This window comes from Aureimonas phyllosphaerae (assembly GCF_900113065.1).
GTDB lineage: Bacteria > Pseudomonadota > Alphaproteobacteria > Rhizobiales > Rhizobiaceae > Aureimonas > Aureimonas phyllosphaerae.
In genome coordinates this window covers 210,471-230,388 of record NZ_FOOA01000004.1, presented here as the reverse complement: position 1 = coordinate 230,388, position 19,918 = coordinate 210,471, and the positions used below count along the sequence as shown (strand labels likewise).

At 67.9% G+C, this 19,918-nt stretch carries 18 protein-coding genes and 1 riboswitch; of the genes, 7 read left to right on the top strand and 11 right to left on the bottom strand.

Features of this window, described 5'->3' with window-relative positions:
• Positions 1 to 71: 71 nt before the first annotated feature.
• Positions 72 to 176: riboswitch (TPP riboswitch) on the bottom strand.
• Positions 177 to 278: 102 nt separating this feature from the next.
• Both BM175_RS08305 and BM175_RS08300 read right to left on the bottom strand, forming a co-directional pair.
• Entirely contained in the window at positions 279 to 530 is a 252-nt protein-coding gene (locus tag BM175_RS08305) for a DUF2171 domain-containing protein (protein ID WP_090961837.1), read from the bottom strand.
• Between the two features lie 34 nt (positions 531 to 564).
• On the bottom strand, positions 565 to 735 hold the full coding sequence (locus BM175_RS08300; RefSeq protein WP_090961835.1) for a DUF2934 domain-containing protein: 171 nt from the start codon (positions 733 to 735) through the stop codon (positions 565 to 567).
• Positions 736 to 1,109: 374 nt separating this feature from the next.
• On the opposite strand from BM175_RS08300, the gene BM175_RS08295 reads away from it, so the two are divergent.
• Together BM175_RS08295 and BM175_RS23055 are read left to right on the top strand one after the other, a co-directional pair.
• Positions 1,110 to 3,020 carry a potassium transporter Kup gene (locus BM175_RS08295; protein ID WP_090961834.1) on the top strand — a complete coding sequence of 637 codons (1,911 nt, stop codon included), beginning with the start codon at positions 1,110 to 1,112 and terminating at the stop codon, positions 3,018 to 3,020.
• Between the two features lie 143 nt (positions 3,021 to 3,163).
• The gene (locus BM175_RS23055; RefSeq protein ID WP_090961832.1) at positions 3,164 to 3,406 is read left to right on the top strand and encodes a hypothetical protein; all 243 of its coding nucleotides are present in this window, start codon (positions 3,164 to 3,166) and stop codon (positions 3,404 to 3,406) included.
• A gap of 72 nt (positions 3,407 to 3,478) precedes the next feature.
• Here BM175_RS23055 and BM175_RS08285 read toward each other — a convergent pair whose 3' ends face one another.
• Complete coding sequence (locus tag BM175_RS08285; protein WP_090961830.1) at positions 3,479 to 4,540, bottom strand: glycosyltransferase family 4 protein; 1,062 nt, start codon at positions 4,538 to 4,540, stop codon at positions 3,479 to 3,481.
• Positions 4,541 to 4,659: 119 nt separating this feature from the next.
• Here BM175_RS08285 and BM175_RS08280 point away from each other — a divergent pair, with 119 nt between their 5' ends.
• Positions 4,660 to 5,838 carry an NAD-dependent epimerase/dehydratase family protein gene (locus BM175_RS08280; protein WP_090961829.1) on the top strand — a complete coding sequence of 393 codons (1,179 nt, stop codon included), beginning with the start codon at positions 4,660 to 4,662 and terminating at the stop codon, positions 5,836 to 5,838.
• 16 nt (positions 5,839 to 5,854) lie between these two features.
• On the opposite strand, the gene hmuQ is transcribed toward BM175_RS08280, so the two are convergent.
• Entirely contained in the window at positions 5,855 to 6,184 is a 330-nt protein-coding gene (hmuQ, locus tag BM175_RS08275; RefSeq protein ID WP_090961827.1) for a heme-degrading protein HmuQ, read from the bottom strand.
• 292 nt (positions 6,185 to 6,476) lie between these two features.
• On the opposite strand from hmuQ, the gene BM175_RS08270 reads away from it, so the two are divergent.
• The gene (locus tag BM175_RS08270) at positions 6,477 to 7,292 is read left to right on the top strand and encodes a lytic murein transglycosylase (RefSeq protein ID WP_090961825.1); all 816 of its coding nucleotides are present in this window, start codon (positions 6,477 to 6,479) and stop codon (positions 7,290 to 7,292) included.
• A 99-nt stretch (positions 7,293 to 7,391) separates the two neighbouring features.
• On the opposite strand, the gene BM175_RS08265 is transcribed toward BM175_RS08270, so the two are convergent.
• From BM175_RS08265 to BM175_RS08250, 4 genes are all read right to left on the bottom strand, one after another.
• The gene (locus BM175_RS08265) at positions 7,392 to 8,123 is read right to left on the bottom strand and encodes a glutathione S-transferase (protein WP_090961823.1); all 732 of its coding nucleotides are present in this window, start codon (positions 8,121 to 8,123) and stop codon (positions 7,392 to 7,394) included.
• A gap of 130 nt (positions 8,124 to 8,253) precedes the next feature.
• Positions 8,254 to 9,045 (bottom strand): ATP-binding cassette domain-containing protein, encoded by a 792-nt coding sequence (locus BM175_RS08260; RefSeq protein WP_090961820.1) that lies wholly within the window; start codon positions 9,043 to 9,045, stop codon positions 8,254 to 8,256.
• The gene (locus tag BM175_RS08255) at positions 9,045 to 10,121 is read right to left on the bottom strand and encodes an ABC transporter permease (RefSeq protein WP_090961818.1); all 1,077 of its coding nucleotides are present in this window, start codon (positions 10,119 to 10,121) and stop codon (positions 9,045 to 9,047) included. The genes BM175_RS08260 and BM175_RS08255 overlap by 1 nt, the downstream gene beginning before the upstream one ends.
• Positions 10,122 to 10,286: 165 nt before the next feature.
• Complete coding sequence (locus BM175_RS08250) at positions 10,287 to 11,312, bottom strand: sugar ABC transporter substrate-binding protein (RefSeq protein ID WP_425285266.1); 1,026 nt, start codon at positions 11,310 to 11,312, stop codon at positions 10,287 to 10,289.
• Between the two features lie 210 nt (positions 11,313 to 11,522).
• On the opposite strand from BM175_RS08250, the gene BM175_RS08245 reads away from it, so the two are divergent.
• Positions 11,523 to 12,761, top strand: a complete 1,239-nt coding sequence (locus tag BM175_RS08245) for an ROK family transcriptional regulator (RefSeq protein ID WP_090961816.1) — start codon at positions 11,523 to 11,525, stop codon at positions 12,759 to 12,761.
• A gap of 33 nt (positions 12,762 to 12,794) precedes the next feature.
• On the opposite strand, the gene BM175_RS08240 is transcribed toward BM175_RS08245, so the two are convergent.
• Positions 12,795 to 14,402: a bifunctional metallophosphatase/5'-nucleotidase gene (locus BM175_RS08240; RefSeq protein ID WP_090961814.1), complete on the bottom strand. Its 1,608-nt coding sequence runs from the start codon at positions 14,400 to 14,402 to the stop codon at positions 12,795 to 12,797.
• Between the two features lie 173 nt (positions 14,403 to 14,575).
• On the opposite strand from BM175_RS08240, the gene BM175_RS08235 reads away from it, so the two are divergent.
• Positions 14,576 to 16,753, top strand: a complete 2,178-nt coding sequence (locus BM175_RS08235; RefSeq protein ID WP_090961812.1) for a malate synthase G — start codon at positions 14,576 to 14,578, stop codon at positions 16,751 to 16,753.
• Between the two features lie 8 nt (positions 16,754 to 16,761).
• A complete protein-coding gene (locus tag BM175_RS08230; RefSeq protein ID WP_244545923.1) occupies positions 16,762 to 17,226 on the top strand; it encodes a YqaA family protein in 465 nt (154 codons plus the stop codon).
• Positions 17,227 to 17,230: 4 nt separating this feature from the next.
• Here the strand turns inward: BM175_RS08230 and BM175_RS08225 are convergent, their stop codons facing one another.
• Positions 17,231 to 18,619, bottom strand: coding sequence for an SGNH/GDSL hydrolase family protein (locus tag BM175_RS08225; protein ID WP_090961810.1), 1,389 nt, complete (start codon positions 18,617 to 18,619; stop codon positions 17,231 to 17,233).
• A 5-nt stretch (positions 18,620 to 18,624) separates the two neighbouring features.
• A complete protein-coding gene (locus BM175_RS08220) occupies positions 18,625 to 19,848 on the bottom strand; it encodes a lytic murein transglycosylase (protein WP_090961808.1) in 1,224 nt (407 codons plus the stop codon).
• Between the last annotated feature and the right edge of the window lie 70 nt (positions 19,849 to 19,918).

Genomic DNA, 19,918 nt, shown 5'->3' with positions numbered 1-19,918 from the left:
CGGCGCATGCGATCTCCCCGGCCGGGCTGCGGCCACAAGAGATCCGGATGTCGAGCGGAGACAACGAAGGCGGTGACGCCCATTCCCGTTCCTACGCCGGTATGACCCGGATCAGGTTCAAGGGTTCGGCCGGCCGGCCATCTCAGCACCTGTGTGGTGCACCCCTCGGAATGTCGAAATGATTGCGCAGCCGGGCTGCGGAGTCAACGAGGCCGGAAGACCCGGCACTCGTCTGGTGGCGGCCAGCGGTGTCGCCTGCCGCACGGACTGGCGGTCGGTCAGGCCGGCGAGCCGTCCTCTTCTTCCTCCATCGAGACGGCGACGTCGGCATTGGCCGACAGGCGAACCGTCTGGCCCTCGACCTCGGCGACGAGGCCGATCGGCACGTAGTGATGGTGGCCCTTGTGATCGCCTTCGCCGCTGTCTCGGCGCGTCAGCTTGATCCGGTGCTCCTCGACGCGGTCGACCGTGCCGACATGCACGCCGTCGGCGCCGATCACGTCCATATGTTCTGCGATGTCCTGCCGCATGGTGCTTCTCCCGTCTTGGCGAAGTTTTGCGTCGTCAGCGCGCGACGAAGCGGTTCTCGTGCGTGCCGTCGTCCTTGCGCTGGTCGCCCTCGACTTCGCGGGCGGCGGCGGCCCAGAAATCATGCTCGTGCCCAGCCGGGCGGCCGGCCTTTTCCCAGAGGAAATAGGCCAGGTTCCGGATTTCCTGATCCCTGTCCGACGTCATCGCGGTCTCCTCGCACGCGTTCCGGTCCTCCGTTTGCGTGAACCGGCGCCTTCTGCCCGCCAGCCGACCGGAGTTCGACCTTTTGTTCCGGGTACATATGACGGCCCATCCCGCCGGGAAGGCGTCGGCACAGGTGCGGCGAGGGCAAATTTTGGCTGGACATCGCCGGTTTGGCGATGCGTCGACCGGCGTCATTTGCCGGACCGTGTTTCCATGCTATGGCCGCTGCCGCACGTGCCGCGCGCTTTCCGGCGGGCGGGCGACGATCATTCCCCGTGGTGCCGCTCCGTCCGGGCGCGCCGCAAGACAGAGGCGAAGGCGTCGAGCCTCTTGACCCCACCGTTCCGATCCATCCCGGAGGCCTCGTTCGAGGAATGACCAGCGGTCAGGCGGCCCCAGCGGCCGAGACGCAGATCCAGACGCGCGAGAACCCGCACGCCAAGAGCCTTGGACCTCTGATCCTTGGAAGTATCGGCGTCGTCTATGGCGATATCGGGACCAGCCCGCTCTACGCCATGAAGGAATCGCTCCTTCATGTCGGCGGCGTGCCGTCGGCAAGCGAGATCATCGGCATCGTATCGCTGCTGGTCTGGTCGCTGATCTTCGTCGTCACGGTGAAATACGTGATGCTGATCCTGCGGGCGGACAACCAGGGCGAGGGCGGTCCGCTGTCCCTCATGGCGCTTGCGCAAAAGGCGCTCGCCAAGCCCAACAAGGTGATCCTCGGCCTTGGCATCGTCGGTGCCGCGCTGTTCTACGGCGACGCGATCCTGACGCCGGCCGTCTCGGTCCTGTCGGCGGTGGAAGGTCTGAAAGTCACCGCGCCGGGGCTCGATCCCTACATCGTCCCCATCGCGCTGGTGATCATCATCGGCCTCTATGCGGTGCAGTCCTTCGGTACATCGCAGGTGGCGCGGTTCTTCGGCCCGATCATGGCGATCTGGTTCGTCACCCTGGCCCTGATCGGCATCTCGCATATCGGCGACGCCCCACAGATCCTGCATGCCCTGAACCCGATCAATGGGTTCTGGTTCATGACCAGCCATGGCATCATCGGCTTTACCGTGCTCGGCTCGGTGTTCCTGGCGGTGACGGGTGCCGAGGCGCTCTATGCGGACATGGGCCATTTCGGCAAGAGGCCGATCCAGATCGCCTGGCTCGGCTTCGTCGGCCCGGCGCTGCTTCTCAACTATCTCGGGCAGGGCGCCTACGCGCTGCACGACCCGGCGGTGCTGCCGAACCTCTTCTTCCTGTCGGCGCCCGAATGGGCGCGCCTTCCGCTCGTGATCCTCGCCACGATGGCGACGATCATCGCGGGCCAGGCGGTGATCACCGGCGCCTTCTCGCTGACCCAGCAGGCGATCCAGCTCGGCCTCCTGCCGCGGCTGCAGATCGAGTACACGTCCGAGACCGAGCAGGGACAGATCTACCTGCCGACCGTCAACTGGCTGATGCTGATCGGCGTCGTGCTGCTCGTCCTCTTCTTCCAGGATTCGTCCTCGCTCGCCGCCGCCTACGGCATCGCCGTGACCGGCACGATGGTGGTGACGAGCCTTCTGGCGGTCGTCGTCTTCGCCTATGGCTGGAAGTGGGGCCTTGGCCTTGCGATCGCAGTGGTCACGCCGTTCCTGATGATCGACATGGCCTATCTCGCCGCCAACCTCCTGAAGCTGGCCGACGGCGGCTACCTGCCGCTCGTGATCGGCGGCTGCATCGTCGTGCTGATGGCCGTGTGGGTGCGGGGCGTTCGCCTTCTCAACTCGAAGGCGGCGCAGCAGAACCTGTCGCTCGAGACCTTCATCAAGGCGATGGAGACCTCGTCGGTCTCGCGCGTGCCGGGTACGGCCCTCTACCTCACCTCGACGCCGGAGACGGTGCCCTCCGCGCTCCTGCACAATCTCAAGCACAACCGCGTGCTGCACGAGCGCAACGTCATCGTCACCATCCGCACGGTGAACACGCCCTATGTGCCGCTCGCCGAGCGCATCGACTACCGCGAGCTGGCGCCGGGCTTTGCCCGGATCGAGCTGCACTACGGCTTCCTGGAGGAGCCGAACCTCGTGCAGGCGCTCATCCAGTTGCGCGAGAAGGGCATCAAGTTCGACGTGATGTCGACGACGTTCTTCGTCGGACGCCGGCGCATCCGCTCGGCGGTCCGATCCGACATGCCGCGCTGGCAGAGCCAGCTCTTCATCAAGATGGCGCGGCACTCCTACGACATGATCGACTACTATAAGATCCCCGCCAACCGCGTGGTGGAACTGGGCACCTACGTCACCCTGTGAAGGCCCGTCGCCCTCGCAAACCGTCGTTCGCGCTCTAGTTCTTCCCTCAGGCGGTCGCTCCGGCCGCCATGCCGGGTTTTCCGCGCGCGGGGGCTTTGTCCCGTGCCGCCGGATCAAGGTCCCGGCCGGGAAGGACATGCATCATGGATATGCCAGTCAGGAGCGAGACGCCGCGCTCGAGCGAGCTCGGCGACATCGCCAATCGCGCCGAAAAGGGATCGGCGATGCGCATGATCAGCGCCGAGGCCAAGGCGACGAACGACAAGACCACCCGCCTGCGCGCGCTGCGCCTGGCGCGCGAGGCCGAGGAAGCCGTGGCGGCGGCGGCGATCGTCGCGGCCAAGCCGGTGAAGCGGACCCGCAAGGCCGCCGCCAAGGCGGTCTGACCAACCGCAGATCGTTCCGGTGGGTCGAATGCGACCCGCCGGACTTCACAGAGACGCAAACGCGCTCGCGTTTCAGGCCGCTTCGGCCAGTTGCCCCGACGAGGACCAGAGTACCTGCGGGATCGGCACGAGGTTCGCCTCGAACTCGCGCGAACAGCGCTCCCATGAAAACCCTTCCGCAAACCGTCGGCACCCGTCCCGGTCGATCGACAGGGCGCCGAGCGCGGCCGCGCGCAGGTCCTCCGACAGGACGGCATGCGGCGTGCCGCCGACGATGTCGCGCGGGCCGGGAACGGGAAGCGCGGCGACCGGCGTGCCGCAGGCGAGCGATTCCAGCACCACGAGCCCGAAGGTCTCGAAGCGCGAGGGAAACACGAAGACGTCGGCCGCCGAGAGATGACGTGCGAGATCCGCGCCGTGGCGGTAGCCGAGGAAATGCGCGTCCGGGTGGGCGGTTGCCAGCCGCGCCTTGGCCGGGCCATCGCCGACGACGACCTTGGATCCCGGCAGGTCGAGACCGAGGAAGGCCGGCAGGTTCTTCTCGTCCGAGACGCGGCCGAGATACATGAAGATCGGGCGCGGCAGGTTCAGGAAGTCCACGTCGAAGCCGGCCTCGCCGCGGCAGGGATGGAAGAGTTCGGTGTCGACCGCCCGTCCCCAGCGCGAGATGTTGCGAAAGCCCCGCGCCGACAGTTCCTGCTCCAGCGTGTCGGTCTGCACCATCATGCCCGCCCCGCCGTTGTGGAACCAGCGCTGCGCGGCATAGGCCGCGGCCGAGCCGAAGCCGAACTTGCGGTCGAAGTAGTCGCCGAAGCGCGTGTGGAAGGAGGTCGTGAACGGGATGTTGCGCGTCCGGCAGAAGCGGCGCATCGACAGGCCGATCGTGCCCTCCACCGGAATGTGGATCGAGTCGGGCCGGAAGGCCTCGATGCGGCTGGCGATCGTGCGCCCCGGGGCGACCGCGAGGCGCACCTCCGGGTAGCCCGGCGCCGGGATCGAGTGCGGACAGTCGTCCGGTCCGAAAAGCTCGACCTCATGGCCGAACCGCCGGAGCCAGCCGGCCGTGGTTTCCAGAACCCGGACGACGCCGTTCACCTGCGGCGCGGCCGCGTCCGATCCGATCAGGATGCGCATGTTTCACAGTCCCCCGATGCCGGGAAACGGAAGGTCCGTTTCCGAATGCTTTTTGCAATGATAGAGCTTGCGCTGACCGAGTGCGCCGGGGCGCGCCACGAGACGAAAGTGATGTCCGCATGAAGGTGATTGTTCTGGGTGGCGACGGGTTCTGCGGATGGGCCACCTCCCTCCACCTGTCGGCCGAAGGGCACCATGTCACGATCGTCGACAACCTGGTTCGCCGCCGGACCGACGAGGAACTCGGCGTCTCCAGCCTGACGCCGATACGCTCCATCGAGGAGCGTCTGCAGGCCTGGCGCGAGACGCGCAACACGCCGATCGACTTCGTCGAGCTCGACGTCGCCAAGGACTACGACCGGCTGGAAGCGCTGTTCCGCCAGGTCGCCCCGGACGCCATCGTGCATTTCGCCGAGCAGCGCGCCGCGCCCTATTCGATGAAATCGCCGTGGCACAAACGCTACACGGTCGACAACAACGTCAACGCGACATCGTCGGTCCTGTGCGCCATGGTGGAGGCGTGCCCGGACGCGCATCTCGTCCATCTCGGGACGATGGGCGTCTACGGCTACGGCAAGACCAAGGGGATGACGATCCCGGAAGGCTATATCGACGCGACCCTGCGCTCGGCGGGCGCGGAGGCGACCGTGGAGATCCTGTACCCGGTGGATCCCGGTTCGATCTACCATATGACGAAGACCCTCGATCAGCTCCTCTTCCTGTACTATGCCAAGAATGACGGTTTGAAGATCACCGATCTGCATCAGGGCATCGTCTGGGGCACCTCGACGCCCGAGACCGACCTCGACGAGCGCCTCGTCAACCGCTTCGACTACGACGGCGACTACGGCACGGTGCTGAACCGCTTCCTGGCGCAGGCCGCGATCGGCCATCCGCTGACCGTCCACGGCACGGGCGGCCAGACCCGCGCCTTCATCCACATCCGCGACACGGTGCGCTGCATCGCGCTCGCCATCCAGTCGGCGCCCAAGCGCGGCGACCGCGTCAAGATCATGAACCAGATGACCGAGACGCACCGGGTGGGTGATCTCGCCCAGATGGTGTCGCGGATGACCGGCGTGCCGGTCGAGCATCTCGACAATCCCCGCAAGGAGATGGCCGAGAACGATCTCGTGGTCGCCAACGATTCGCTGATCAATCTCGGCCTCGAGCCGACCCGCCTGTCGGACGGGCTGATGGAGGAGGTCGTCGAGATCGCGGGGCGTCACAAGGACCGGTGCGACACGAGCCGCATCGTCTGCTCCTCGCTCTGGGTGCGTCCGATCGCGGCCGAGTAGCGGGCGGAGCGCGCCGTCAACTGCGACGGCCGTCCGCGTCCACGGTCTGGATCACCTCGAAACCCTCGAATTCCGGATGGCCGAGATAGAGCGGGCGCGTGCCGCCCGCGCCGCGATGGGCCGCGCGGAAGGCCTCCGATCGCGTCCACCCCTCGAACGCCTCGCGGCTCGCCCAGATCGTGTGCGAGGCGTAGAGACGGTGATCGTCGCGCTCCGGCCCCTTCAGCATGTGGAACTCGCGAAAGCCCGGCACCGTGTGGAGATGCGTCTCGCGGTTGGCCCACAGTGCCTCGAATTCCTCCACGGCGTCGGGCAGGACCTTGAAGCGGTTCATGGCAATGAACATCGGCGGACTTTCGATCACGAGGGTCGTATGGGCGGGAGTTGGAGCCTCGATCTCGCCTTTCCAGCCCCCTCGTGTCGATGGGGGCTCGCGAAAGCGTGACGGGGCGGCGCGACTGCGTGCGACGCAAAGCCGGTCCGCTCGCCACTTCGCAAACGCTTTCTTGTTGTTTAAGGCCGAAGAATCAATCGACGGTGGTGCATCTGCACCCACTTCACCCATTCACATGAACCAGCGCCGACCGGGCCTTCGAGGGGGATCGCGGCGGCGGGCCAGACCATAAGGGGACCAACGCATGAAGACACTTCCGCTGTTCCGGGCGGCCCTTGCCGCCGCCGCCGTCAGCTTCGCGGCGCCCGCGCTCGCCCAGAGCTGCGGCAACTCCTCGGCCGGCTTCCAGCCCTGGCTCGAGAGCTTCAAGGCGCAGGCGGCGGCCAGCGGCATCTCGCAGGAGACGCTGCAGACCGCGCTCGGCAACGTCACCTACGATCCCAAGGTCATCAGCCTCGATCGCAACCAGAAGAGCTTCAAGCTGTCGCTCGACGCCTTCATGGAGCGCCGCGCGCCCGCATCCTTCGTCAAGAAGGGCAAGGGGATCATCGCGCAGAATCGCGATCTCCTGAACCGCATCGAGCAGCGCTACGGCGTCCAGAAGGAGATCCTCGTCGCGATCTGGGGCATGGAGACGGGCTTCGGCGCCAACTCCGGCAACATGAACATCTTCCGCTCGCTGGCGACCCTCTCCTACGACTGCCGCCGCTCGGACTTCTTCACCGAAGAGCTGATGGCCGCGCTCCAGATCGTCAACCGGGGCGACAAGCGCGCCGCAGACATGAAGGGCGCCTGGGCCGGCGAGATCGGCCAGACGCAGTTCCTCGCCAAGAACTACCTGCGCTATGCCGTGGACTTCGACGGCGACGGCCGCCGCGACCTCATCCGCTCCAAGGCGGACGTCCTTGCCTCCACGGCCAACTTCCTCAAGCAGCACGGCTGGATCGCGGGCGCCGGCTACGGCCCGGGCGAGCCGAACTTCGCGCGCCTCGTCGACTGGAACCGGGCGACCGTCTACCAGCAGGGGCTCGCGCTCTTCGCCTCGAAGCTCGCGAACTGACCGCGCACCGCCGCGGCGGTAGTCCAACCGAGAACAAGGGGCGGCGGCAGCGATGCCGCCGCCCCTTTTTCATGAGGCCGGGCCGCGCGGCGATCCCGCTCACTCTCCGTCGAGTTCGGGATAGTGCCGGAAGATCCCGTCCTCGTTGAATGGAAGGCGGCGGGGGCTCGCGAGGTAGCGTGCGACCGCCGGATGCTGCGCGACGGCGTCGTGGAGCGCGATGACACGGGGGTACCGGCCTTCGATCGCACCCATCCGGCGCGGGAAGGCGTAGCGCAGGCCTTCCATCACCTGGAACAGGCCGAGATCGGCATAGGTCAGGCGATCCCCGACAAGGACGCCATGGTCGTTCATCTCGAGAAGCCATTCGTACCAGCCGAGGAACTTCGGCATGCGCTCGCCCCGGAACTCTTGCGCGCGGCGCAGGGCTTCCGGCTTCTGGTCCGCGTAATAGAGGCTCGTCGCGATGGGATGGTGTGTGTCGTGCGCGTCCGTCACGAGATCGGCCGTCGTCAGCGCTATGGTGCGCGCGAAGAGGCGATCGGCTTCCGTATCGGGCGCCAGGCCGAGCCGCTCGCCGAGATAGGCGGAGATCTCGGCCGACTGCGCGACGAGCCGGTCGCCGACGACCAGGAAGGGCGGGGCGAAGGGGATGTGGTGTCCGATGCCGGTTTCCAGCACGCGCATCATCGCGGGGACGCCGCCGCCCGCCGCCTCGTCGAGGCGCGCCATGTCGCGATAGGGCGCTTCGGCCGCTTCCAGCACCAGACGCGGGAACTCGCCACGGCCCTGGATGCCGGGCCAATAATAGAGGTCGTAGCGTTCGCTCATGGTGTCGGTCTCCGGCGGCGGATCGCTCTGAAAGCTCGCCCGTTCCGGCTGCAGGTCAAGGCGAGAGGCACCCGGAAACAGACGAAGCCGGCTCGGAGGCCGGCTTCGGAACTTGCGTGGGCGGGGCTGGTCAGGCCGCGAGGATCTCCGGCTCCGGTGCCTTGGCGCCTGTCATCAGGGCCACGGCATCCGACATCGTGATCGACTTCGGGTCCACCACGCACAGGCGCTTCGACAGGCGATGGATGTGGATGCGGTCGGCGATCTCGAAGACATGCGGCATGTTGTGCGAGATCAGGACGATCGGCAGGCCGCGCGCGCGCACCTCGAGGATGAGGTCGAGAACCTTGCGCGATTCCTTGACGCCGAGCGCTGCGGTCGGCTCGTCGAGGATCAGGACCTTGGAGCCGAAGGCCGCCGCGCGCGCCACCGCGACGCCCTGGCGCTGGCCGCCCGACAGCGTTTCCACCGCTTGGTCGATGTTCTGGATCGTCATCAGCCCGAGTTCGGACAGCTTCTCGCGGGCGATCTTGCGCATGCGCGGCTTGTCGAGCATGCGCAGGTAGGAGCCGAGCGGCCCCGGACGCCGCAGCTCGCGGCCGAGGAACATGTTGTCGGCGATCGACAGGGCGGGCGAGAGCGCCAGTTGCTGGTAGACCGTCTCGATACCGGCGTCGCGTGCGGCCTGCGGGTTGGCGAAGGTGACGGGCTTGCCGTCGAGGCGGATCTCGCCGGCATCGGGCGTCACCGCGCCCGACAGGGCCTTGATGAGGGTCGACTTGCCGGCGCCGTTGTCGCCGATCACGGCGAGGATCTCGCCGGGATAGAGGTCGAAGTCGGCGTTGTCGATCGCCACCACGCGGCCGTAGCGCTTGTTCAGGCCGCGCGCCTGGAGAACGGGTTGGGTGCCGTACTGAACCATTACGCCGAGACCTTTCTGATCCACTGGTCGGCCGCCACGGCCAGAATGATGAGAGCACCGACGGTGAGGCGTGTCCACTGAGGATCGGTGCCGTAGATGCGCAGTCCCATGGCGAAGACGCCGACGATGAGCGCGCCGACGAGGGTGCCGAGCACCGAGCCGCGGCCACCGAAGAGCGAGGTGCCGCCGATCACCACCGCGGTGATCGCCTGGATATTGGCCTCGTAGCCCGAGGTCGGCGAGACCGAGCCGATGCGCCCGATCAGCGCCCAGCCGGCGAAGGCGCAGATGAGGCCCGACACGGCGTAGACCGAGATCAGCACCTTGTTGGAGCGGATGCCCGACAGGCGCGCCGCATCCTCGTCGTCGCCGATCGCGTAAACGTGGCGGCCCCAGGAGGTGTAGTTCAGGATGTAGTAGAACAGCGCGACGAGAACGAGGACGCTGACCACCGCATAAGTGAAGACCGCGCCGCCGATCTGGAACGTGTTGCCGAGGAACTGGAGGAGCGGGGCTTCCGCCGTCACGTCCTGCGCCCGGATCGTCGCATTTTGGGTGTAGATGAAGTTGATCGCCTCGTAGACGAACCACATGCCGAGCGTGACGATGAAGGGCGGCAGCTTCACCTTGGCGACGAGGACGCCGTTGATCGCGCCGCAGAGCGTGCCGACCGCGAAGCCGACGAGGATCGCGATCGGGGCGGGCACGCCCATGCCGACCGCAAGGTTGCCCATGATCACCGAGGACAGGACCATGATCGCGCCGACCGACAGGTCGATGCCGGCGGTCAGGATGATCAGCGTCTGCGCGACGCCGACGATGCCCACGATCGCGACCTGCTGGAGGATCAGCGTCATCGTGAAGGCGTTGAAGAAGCGCTGGCCGATCAGGAGGCCGAACACCATGATGCCGAACAGGAGGACGATGATCGGCACCATCGTCGGGTTGGCGTGCAGGAAATGCTGGAGATGCTGCAGCGGGGTCCGGCCGTGGCCGGAGAAGTCGGCGACGCGCGTATCGCTCTTGGCGAGGCCGGATTCGAAGTCGCTGCCCTTCGTGGACGTGGTGTCGCTCATGGAACGAGGCCTCCCGGGGGCTGATGGCCGGTTCTGGCGCCGGCGTGCGCTTGGTGGATCCCTTGAGCGACGCGGGTGGCCCGTCGGGACGAGAAAGCGGTGGGCGTGTGGTCGCTCGACGTCAAAACGGGAAGCCCGAAGGCTTCCCGCGTTTTCAAGGACCGATCAGCCCCAGCAGGCCTTGGCGGCGGCCGTGGTGTCCATCGACTTCACGCCCTCGGCCGGCTGGTCGGTGACGAGGTCGACGCCGGTGTTGGTGATCTCGAGGCCGGCCGAAGCCTCCGGCTTCTTGCCGCTTTCGGCATAGGTTTTCACCGCCTCGACGCCCATCGACGCCATCTTCAGCGGATACTGCATCGAGGTCGCGCCGATCACGCCGTCCTTGACGTTGGCGACGCCCGGGCAGCCGCCGTCGACGGAGACGATCGTCACCTTGTCGGCGAGGCCGAGGCCTTTCAGCGCCTCGTAGGCGCCGGCCGCCGCCGGTTCGTTGATCGTGTAGACGAGGTTGATCGTCGGGTCCTTCTGGAGAAGGTTCTCCATGGCCTGACGGCCGCCTTCCTCGTTGCCGTTGGTCACGTCATGGCCGACGATGCGCTTGTCGTCCTCGTCGCCGACGACGTCCTTGTTCTTCACGTCGATGCCGAAACCCTGCATGAAGCCCTGGTCGCGCAGGACGGCGACAGACGGCTGCTGCGGCGTGAGGTCGAGGAAGGCGATCTTCGCGTTCTCGGCGTCCGCGCCCATCTTGGCCTTGGCCCACTGGCCGATCAGGACGCCCGCCTCGAAGTTGTCGGTCGCAAACGTCGCATCGGCGGCGGTGAGCGGCTCGAGCGGCGTGTCGAGCGCGATCACGATCAGGCCGGCGTCGCGCGCCTTCTGGGTCGAGGAGGCGATCGCCTTCGTGTCGGAGGCGGCGATCAGGATGCCTTTGGCGCCGGCCGCGATGCAGCTCTCGATCGCCTGGACCTGGCTGTCATGGTCGCCGTCGACGCGGCCCGCGTAGGACTGCAGGTTGATCCCGAGTTCCTTGGCCTTCGCCTCGGCGCCTTCCTTCATCTTCACGAAGAACGGGTTCGTGTCCGTCTTGGTGATGAGGCAGACGGTCATCGGCGACTGGGCGGAGGCGCCGGCCGTCATGGCGGCGAGGCCGAGGGCGCCGAGCGCGGCGGATGCAAGAAAACGACGAATGGCCAAGGACGATCTCCCGAAACTGATGCGACGCCCGTCATGGCGTCCCGTCGGGCGGCTCTCCTAGTCCGCGCCGAACAGGGAGCATCCAACAGCCTCGGGTTATACCTGTCAATCGATAACTCACGAAGATTTATTTATTGACAGGTTTTTCAGGTTGGTGAAGGTTGATCTATCGCCGCCCGGTCTGGCGGCCAGGGGACCACATCCATGAACGATGCGAACCTGCCCGGCCTCGAGTCGCCGGCTGGCTCCGTTCGCGAAGCAACCGACGAGCGCCTGCGCGGCTCGAATCAGGCGGGCCTGCGGGCGCACAACGAGCGGGCGGTGCTGTCGCTGATCCGCCGGCACGGCGAACTCGCCAAGTCGCAGATCGCCCGCCTGTCCGGCCTGTCGCCGCAGACGGCGTCCGTCATCATGCGCTCGCTGGAGGCGGAGGGACTGGTGCTGGCGGGCGAGCCTCGGCGCGGCCGCGTCGGCCAGCCGTCGGTGCCCATGCGCCTCAACCCGGACGGCGCCTTCGCCTTCGGCCTGAAGCTTGGGCGGCGCACCAGCGAGATCGTTCTGATGGACTTCGTGGGTCAGGTGCGCGATTCGCGCGACGTCCTCTACCGGTTTCCCCGCCGCTCGGAGATCCAGTCCTTCGTGGAGGAGGGCGTCGCGGACCTGCGCGCCAGCCTGCCGCCGGCCCTTCGCCGGCGTATCGCCGGGCTCGGGGTCGGCATGCCGTTCGAGCTCTGGTCCTGGGGCGAGGCCAACGGCGCGCCGAGCGGCGAGATGGAGGAATGGCGCCATCTCGACATGGCGGCCGAGCTGGAGACGCTCACCGGCGAGGCGGTCTACATCGCCAACGACGTGACGGCCGCCTGCGGTGCCGAGCAGGCGTTCGGCACGATCGATTCGGCCGACTACATCTATTTCTTCGTCGGCGCCTTCGTCGGCGGGGGCATCGTGATCGACGGGACGCTGGTGTCGGGGCGCACCGGCAATGCCGGTGCGCTCGGTTCGATGCCGGTGCCCGCGCCCGGCGGCGGTCGCCACCAGCTGATCCACGCCGCCTCGATCCACGTCCTCGAGCGCCGGGTCGAGGAAGCCGGTCGCTCGGCGGTCGAGCTCTGGCGCAAGGACGCCGACTGGACCGGGCTTGGGGATCTCCTCGAAGCCTGGATCGCGGAAGCTGCGGAGGGACTCGCCCATGCGATCGCCTCGGCCGTTTCGGTCTACGACTTCGAGAAGGCAGTGATCGACGGCAGTTTTCCCGCCTCGGTGCGCGCACGCCTGACGGAGGCGACGCGCCAGGCGCTCGGTCGGATCGATCTGCAGGGCCTGCCGCCCGTCACCGTCGTTGAGGGCACGATCGGCCGGGCGGCGCGCGAGGTCGGCTCGGCGAGCCTGCCCTTCTTCGCCAAGTTCTTTCTCGACCACCGCGTTCTTCTGGCCGAACGCTGAGGGCGCAGCGCCTCCGGCCGCACCCGTAACGGGCTACTCGATCTCGCGAATGCGCCCGCCGGTCGAGGCGGTGTAGGGCGAGCGGCCGTCCTGGAGATAGGCGACTACCGCGTCTTCCATGTTGGGCCCGAAATCGTAGGCGTTCTCGGCCTTGGTGGCGAACACCGAGTAGCCGTCGCCGCCCTGCCGCAGGAAGTTGTTGGAGACGACCGTGTAGGTCGCGGCCGGGTCGATCGGCTGCCATTCGCCGGCGGGCGACTTCACGCGCACCGCCTTCACGCGATCGACGCCCGGCGTGCCCTTCCGCGACCAGTCGAACTGAAGACCCGCCACCTGCGGGAAGCGGCCGGCACCCTCCTCGACCTGGCTGACGCCATTTTCCAGCGCCGCCTTGATGTCGGCCCCGGTCAGCTGGAACGTCGCCAGCGTGTTCTGGAAGGGGAGGACCGTCAGCACCTCGCCCATCGTGATCGGCCCCTGGTCGATCGAGGCGCGCACGTTGCCGCCATTGCCGATCGCGATCGTGGTGCCCTGGTCCTTGGTGCGGTCGAGGATCGCGTCGGCGACGAGGTTGCCCATCTGGCATTCCGCGACGCGGCATGTGTCGCGCTGGCCGTCGATCGGGGCGGCGGCTTCGGCGACGACCTTGGCCTTGATCTCCTCCAGCGGCTTGGCAAGCTCGGCGACGCGCGCCTTGATCGCCGCGTCCTCCGGCACCGAGGCGTCGAGAAGGATCGGCGCCCCTTCCGCCTTCGTCACGCGCCCCTCGTCGTCGAAGGAGACGGTGAGCTTGCCGAGATATTTCGAATAGGCATAGGCCTGGACGATCGGCACGTCGCGCCCGTCCGGTCCCTTCACCAGCGTCGGATAGGGCCCCGCCGCCTTCGGGTCGGTAGAGGAGAGAAGCGTGTGCGAGTGGCCGCCGACGATGACGTCGATCGCGGGCACCTCGGCCGCGAGGCGCTTGTCCACCTCGTAGCCGGAATGGCTGAGGAGGATGATCTTGGTGACGCCGTCCGCGGTCAGCGTCTCGGCCTCGCGCCGGGCGGCCTCCACCGGGTCGGTGAAGGTGATCGACTTGCCGGCGGCCGTCAGTTCCTGGTTGTCCTGCGGCGTCAGGCCGATCACCCCGATGCGCTCGCCGTCCTTCTCGATCACGGTCGAGGCTCTGACGACCTTGGCCAGCCCCGGCTCGCGCACGAGATCGGCATTCGCCATCAGCATGGGGAAGCGCACGGCGCCCGCGAACTTCTCGATCACCGGCACGCCGTCGTCGAACTCGTGGTTGCCGACCGCCATTGCTTCGAAGCCGATCGTGTTCATGAACTCGGCCGCGTCGTCGTTGCGGTAGCGCGTGTAGAAGAGCGAACCCTGGCTCTGGTCGCCCGCATCGAGGAGGAGCGTCGGCGTGCTCCCGGCCGCCGCGCGCTCGGCCTTCACAGCGCTCGCGATCCGCGCGACGCCGCCGAAGCACGCGTTCTCGGCCGCGTCCTTCTGCGAGCAGGGCCCGTCCGACTTCGAGATCGGCTCCACGCGGCTGTGGAAGTCGTTGATGTGCAGGATCGTGAGGTCGAACGCGCGGGCGGGCAGGGCGGTGCCGGCGGAAAGGCAGGCAACGAGGCCGAGGAGGGCGGATCGCATCAAGGGCTCCTTCGCTCTAAAACGGGCTGGCGCTTCGCAATGGGCCGGAGTGTCCCGGCACGCGGCGGCTTTGGCAACCCTTGGAGACCGCTCCCTACCCATCCCGTTTGACAGAGGTATTTCCATCCCCCAAACCCGGACACACCATTGCTTGACTGGAGGAACCCCGCGCCATGACCGAAACCGTCGAGATCCACGGCCTGAAGGTCGCCTCCGCGCTGAAGAGCTTCGTCGAGGGCGAGGCGCTGCCGGGCACGGGCGTCGAGGCCGATGCGTTCTGGCGCTCGCTCGCCGAGATCCTCGCCGATCTCGCGCCGCGCAACCGCGAGCTCCTGAAGGTGCGCGACGACATGCAAGCGCGGATCGACCGCTGGTGCGCCGAGCGGCAGGGGCGGGCGGTGGACGGCGCGGAGGCCGAAGCGTTGCTGCGCGAGATCGGCTACATCGTGCCGGAGGGTGAGGCGTTCTCGGTCGAGACCGCCAATGTCGATCCGGAGATCGCGACGATCGCCGGGCCGCAGCTCGTCGTGCCCGTCCTCAACGCGCGCTTCGCGCTGAACGCGGCGAACGCGCGCTGGGGCTCGCTCTACGACGCTCTCTACGGCACCGATGCCATCCCCGAAGACGGGGGCGCCGCGCGCGGCCGGGACTACAACCCGGCGCGCGGCGCCAAGGTCGTCGCCTGGGTGCGCGATTTCCTCGACCGCTCGGCGCCGCTCGACGGCGCGTCCTGGAATGAGGCCACCGGCTTCACCGTTGCGGCAGGCCGGCTCGTCGTGCGCCTCGACGGCCGCGAGACCGCGTTGGCGAAGCCGGAGCAGTTCGCGGGCTATCGCGGCGCGGCGGACGCTCCGCAGGCGATCCTTCTTGCGACCAACGGCCTCCACGCGGAAGTGGTGATCGATCCCTCGACGCCGATCGGCAAGATCGACCGCGCCGGCGTCTCCGACGTCGTGCTGGAAAGCGCCGTCACCACGATCCAGGACTGCGAGGATTCGGTCGCCGCGGTCGATGCCGAGGACAAGGTCGCGGTCTACCGCAACTGGCTCGGCCTGATGAAGGGCGATCTCGCCGAGACCTTCGAGAAGGGTGGGCGCGCGATGACGCGCCGCCTCAACCCCGACCGCGACTACACGACGCCCGACGGCGGGGCGCTGACCTTGCCCGGCCGTTCGCTGATGCTCGTGCGCAATGTCGGGCATCTCATGACCAACCCGGCCGTTCTTCTGCCCGATGGCCGCGAGGCGCCGGAGGGCATCCTCGACGCGATGTTCACCTCGCTGATCGCGATGCACGATCTCAAGAAGACGGACGGGCCGCGCAACAGCCGCGCCGGCTCGGTCTACATCGTGAAGCCGAAGATGCACGGGCCGGACGAGGTGGAGTTCGCCGACGAGATCTTCTCTCGCGTCGAGACGGCGCTCGGCCTCGCGCCCGACACCTTGAAGATGGGCATCATGGACGAGGAGCGGCGCACCACCGTCAACCTCAAGGAATGCATCCGCCGGGCACGCCGACGCGTCGTGTTCATCAACACCGGCTTCCTCGACCGAACCGGCGACGAGATGCACACCTCGATGGAACTCGGACCGATGATCCGCAAGGGCGACATGAAGGCGTCCACCTGGATCAAGGCCTACGAGGACCGCAACGTCGACACCGGGCTCGCCTGCGGTCTCAAGGGCCATGCCCAGATCGGCAAGGGCATGTGGGCGATGCCCGACAAGATGGCCGCGATGCTGGAGCAGAAGGTCGGCCACCCGAAGGCCGGCGCCAACACCGCCTGGGTGCCCTCGCCGACGGCCGCCACGCTCCATGCGACGCACTACCACGAGATCTCGGTCGCCAAGGTGCAGGCCGGCCTCGAAGGCCATCCGCGCACGGAGCTCGCGGATATCCTGACGATCCCCGTCGCCGTTCGCCCGAACTGGACGCCGGAGGACGTGCAGGCAGAACTCGACAACAACGCGCAAGGCATCCTCGGCTACGTCGTGCGCTGGGTCGACCAGGGCGTCGGCTGCTCCAAGGTGCCCGACATCCACGATGTCGGCCTGATGGAGGACCGTGCCACCTGCCGCATCTCGTCCCAGCACATCGCCAACTGGCTGCGCCACGGTGTGGTGACAGAGGCGCAGGTCGTCGAGACGATGAAGCGCATGGCGGCCGTGGTCGACAAGCAGAACGCCGGCGATCCGGCCTACGAGCCGATGGCGACCGATCCCGCCCGTTCGATCGCCTTCCAGGCGGCGCTGGAACTTGTCCTGAAGGGCCGCGAGCAGCCGAACGGCTACACCGAGCCGGTCCTCCACCGTCGCCGGCTGGAGAAAAAAGCGGCGGCGCGCGCCGCCTGAGAATCGGATTGAGCGACCTTCTGCCGGATGCGGGTCCCCTGGTCGTCCAGGGGGCCCTTTTCGTCTCCGCCTTCCTGTCGGCGACGCTGTTGCCCGGCTCGTCGGAAGCGCTGCTCGTCGCCCTGATCCTGAAGGGCGGCTTCGATCCGGTGCTCCTGGTGCTGATCGCCACCGTTGGCAACACGCTCGGCAGCCTCTTCAACTGGGCCTGCGGGCGCTGGCTAATGCACCGGAGCGACGCGCGCTGGTTCCCTGTCTCGGAACGGCATCTCGCCCGGTCCCGTCGCTGGTTCCAGCGCTTCGGGCTGCCGTCGCTGCTTCTCGCCTGGGTGCCGGTGGTGGGCGATGCGTTGACGCTCGTCGCGGGTCTTCTCGGCGTGCGCTGGGCGCCGTTCCTCGCCCTCGTCGGGCTCGGCAAGCTCGCGCGTTACGGCGTGGTGGCCGCGACGGCGCTCGGCGTCCTGTCGCTCTGACGGTTCAGGGCCGGGTGGGATCGGGCAGGCTGCGCGCGGCGGCATCCGCTGCGCCCTCGGTTTCCGGTGCGCCGGCATCCTTCGCCTGACGGCGCAACTCGTCCAGCGTCGTCGACCCGCGGAAGACGATCGCATTGCCCTGCGTCGTCGGCGATACCGCGCCGCTGCGGCCCGTCCAGTTGAAATGATCGGCGCGACCTTCGGTCGGATCCATCGGCGCGCCGGCGACGACGAGCTTGGCGCGCGGGCTGGCGTCGCCATGCGGCTTGACGCCCGGTGCCACCGCGCCGCCGAGGAGATTGTCGCCGCCGTCGAGGCTGGGGTCGGAGAAGCTGACGGGCGGGGTGGTCGTGGCCGAGGCGAGGTCGCCCGCCGAAGGCAGGTCGGCAGCCGACATCTGCTGCGATCCGAGGCTCGCCACGAGATCGTCGACGCTGAGACCCAAGATGCGCGTGACCGGCTTCTCGACGAAGTAGGCGAGCTTGTCCGAGCCCGCGCCGGTCAGGGTGATGCCGTCGGAATTGCGCAGGCGCGCCGTCTGGCCGGCCATGTCGGGCCCGGACGCGACGAAAGCGCCGTTGGCATCGGTGAAGCCGCCCCAGACGTCGACGAACTCGCCGCCTGCCTTCAGGGCCGCGGTCCGGTAGAGGTCGTTGAAGTAGACCATGTCCTCGCTGGCGCGATCGACGTCGAAGGGCAGGGCGCCGACCCAGACCAGCGAGGCGCCGGCCGCGCGCACGGCCGAGGCCAGCGCCTCGACGCGCGCCGTGTAGCGGTCGCTCCATTCGGCGGTGCGCAGGGCGAGCGAGGACCCGGCCTCGCGGATCGCCTGCCGATCGTTCGCCCCGAGCATCACCACCACGACGGCTGGCTTGGTCTCGGCGATGGTCTTGCCGATCTCGGAAGGCCAGTTGAAATGATCCTCGCGAACGAGGCCGGAGGAGCCGTCGACCTTGGAGACGACTCGGATCTCGCGGTTCTGCGAGACGGCCTCTTCCAGCCCCTTGGCGAGCGAACCGGCCATGAAGTCGCCGACGACGAGAACGGTGCGCGCCGTCTCGCTCTTCTCGACCGGCGCGGTGGTGACGGCCGCGGCAGCTGCGGCGCCGCCCGCGGCGGCGAGCGCCTTGCCGGCCTTCGGCCGCTGGGCCGACGCGCCGGGGTTCCTCGCCTTGCGGACCTTCTTCACCTGCCGACGCTGTGGCGGCTGCTCGACGCGCTGCGGCGGCTGGCGCGTTTCCGTGCGCCCGCCGCCGAACAGCATGTCGAGGAGGCCGCGCCGCTGCTGGGCTTCGGCGCTCGGCGCGTGCGAGGCCTCGGCGCCCACGACGCAAAGGGCCAGGATGGCGGACAGGAAGGCGCGGGACGCCCGCGCGTGGATCGTGTCCGCCATGATGCTCAGTGCTTCCGCAGGAGGTCGAGGAGGGCCTTCGAGGCGTTGCCGTCCTCGGCGACGCCCGCCCGGCGCTGGTAGGCCGTGATCGAGGCCTTCGAGCCCGAGCCGATCTTGCCGTCGATCTTGCCGTCGTAGAGGCCGTGGTTGGTCAGCCGCTGCTGAACCTCGTAGCGCTCCTCCATCGAGAGGGGCGTGTAGCCACGGGGCCAGGCCTGCGCGAAGTCGCCGTAGCCGGCGATCCGGTCGGCGAGATGGCCGACGCCGAGCGCGTACTTGTCGGCGTTGTTGTAGCGCTTGATGACGAAGAAGTTCTTGGTCATCAGGAACGCCGGGCCCGAGGCTCCTGCCGGCATCAGGAGGTTGGCGTTGTCGCCCGGGTTCGGGAAGGCGCGACCGCTGACGCGCTTGAACCCGCTCGCGGCCCACTGCGACAGCTTGCGGTTGGAGCCGCGCATGTCGGCCGAGCCGCCGGGCGCCACGACCTCGTAGCCCCAGCTCTTGCCTGTCTGCCAGCCGTTCTTGGCGAGCAGGTTGGCCGCGGTCGCCAGCGCGTCGGGGATCGAGTTCCAGATGTCGGGATGGCCGTTGCCGTCCATATCCACGGCATAGGCCTGGTAGCTCGTCGGGATGAACTGGGTGTGGCCCATCGCGCCGGCCCAGGAGCCGGTGAGGCCCTTAGGCGTCACGTGGCCGTCCTGCACGATCTTCAGCGCCGCCAGAAGCTGCGTGCGGGCGAACTTGGCGCGCTTGGGATCCATGTAGGCGAGCGTCGCCAGCGCCTGCGGCACGCTCTTCATCACGTCGTCGCGCTCGAGGATGCGGCCGTAGTTCGATTCCATCGACCAGATGGCGAGGAGGATGTGCCGGTCGACGCCGAAGCGCTTCTCGATCCGGTCGAGCCAGGGCTTGTACTCGACCAGCATCCGGCGCCCCTCGGCGACCGACTCGTCGTTCACGCGGTTGTCGAGATAGTCCCAGATCTTGTCCTGGAACTCGGGCTGGAAGCGCGCCTTCTCGATCACGTCGTGATCGGGCTCGCTGACGCCCGCGAACACGGCGCGATAGGTGTTGCGGCTGATGCCGTTCGCCACCGCCGTCTTCTCGAAGCCGGAGATCCAGCTGCGGAAACCGGCGTCGGCGAGAGCGGGCGTCGAGGCCGTGGCGACCAAGAGCGCGAGGCAGCCCGCGGACAGGCTGAGGAGGCGCTTGTGGATCGGTCCAGGCATGGGTCTACTCCTTGGAAGGACAGAACGTTAGCGAGGGCCTCGAGTCTAGAGGGCGGATGTGAACGCTTCC

Coding starts and splice junctions, on each gene's coding strand:
- BM175_RS08305 (WP_090961837.1), bottom strand. CDS start 530: ATGCGGCAGGACATCGCAGAACATATGGACGTGATCGGCGCCGACGGC.
- BM175_RS08300 (WP_090961835.1), bottom strand. CDS start 735: ATGACGTCGGACAGGGATCAGGAAATCCGGAACCTGGCCTATTTCCTC.
- BM175_RS08295 (WP_090961834.1), top strand. CDS start 1,110: ATGACCAGCGGTCAGGCGGCCCCAGCGGCCGAGACGCAGATCCAGACG.
- BM175_RS23055 (WP_090961832.1), top strand. CDS start 3,164: ATGGATATGCCAGTCAGGAGCGAGACGCCGCGCTCGAGCGAGCTCGGC.
- BM175_RS08285 (WP_090961830.1), bottom strand. CDS start 4,540: ATGCGCATCCTGATCGGATCGGACGCGGCCGCGCCGCAGGTGAACGGC.
- BM175_RS08280 (WP_090961829.1), top strand. CDS start 4,660: ATGAAGGTGATTGTTCTGGGTGGCGACGGGTTCTGCGGATGGGCCACC.
- hmuQ (WP_090961827.1), bottom strand. CDS start 6,184: ATGTTCATTGCCATGAACCGCTTCAAGGTCCTGCCCGACGCCGTGGAG.
- BM175_RS08270 (WP_090961825.1), top strand. CDS start 6,477: ATGAAGACACTTCCGCTGTTCCGGGCGGCCCTTGCCGCCGCCGCCGTC.
- BM175_RS08265 (WP_090961823.1), bottom strand. CDS start 8,123: ATGAGCGAACGCTACGACCTCTATTATTGGCCCGGCATCCAGGGCCGT.
- BM175_RS08260 (WP_090961820.1), bottom strand. CDS start 9,045: ATGGTTCAGTACGGCACCCAACCCGTTCTCCAGGCGCGCGGCCTGAAC.
- BM175_RS08255 (WP_090961818.1), bottom strand. CDS start 10,121: ATGAGCGACACCACGTCCACGAAGGGCAGCGACTTCGAATCCGGCCTC.
- BM175_RS08245 (WP_090961816.1), top strand. CDS start 11,523: ATGAACGATGCGAACCTGCCCGGCCTCGAGTCGCCGGCTGGCTCCGTT.
- BM175_RS08240 (WP_090961814.1), bottom strand. CDS start 14,402: ATGCGATCCGCCCTCCTCGGCCTCGTTGCCTGCCTTTCCGCCGGCACC.
- BM175_RS08235 (WP_090961812.1), top strand. CDS start 14,576: ATGACCGAAACCGTCGAGATCCACGGCCTGAAGGTCGCCTCCGCGCTG.
- BM175_RS08225 (WP_090961810.1), bottom strand. CDS start 18,619: ATGGCGGACACGATCCACGCGCGGGCGTCCCGCGCCTTCCTGTCCGCC.
- BM175_RS08220 (WP_090961808.1), bottom strand. CDS start 19,848: ATGCCTGGACCGATCCACAAGCGCCTCCTCAGCCTGTCCGCGGGCTGC.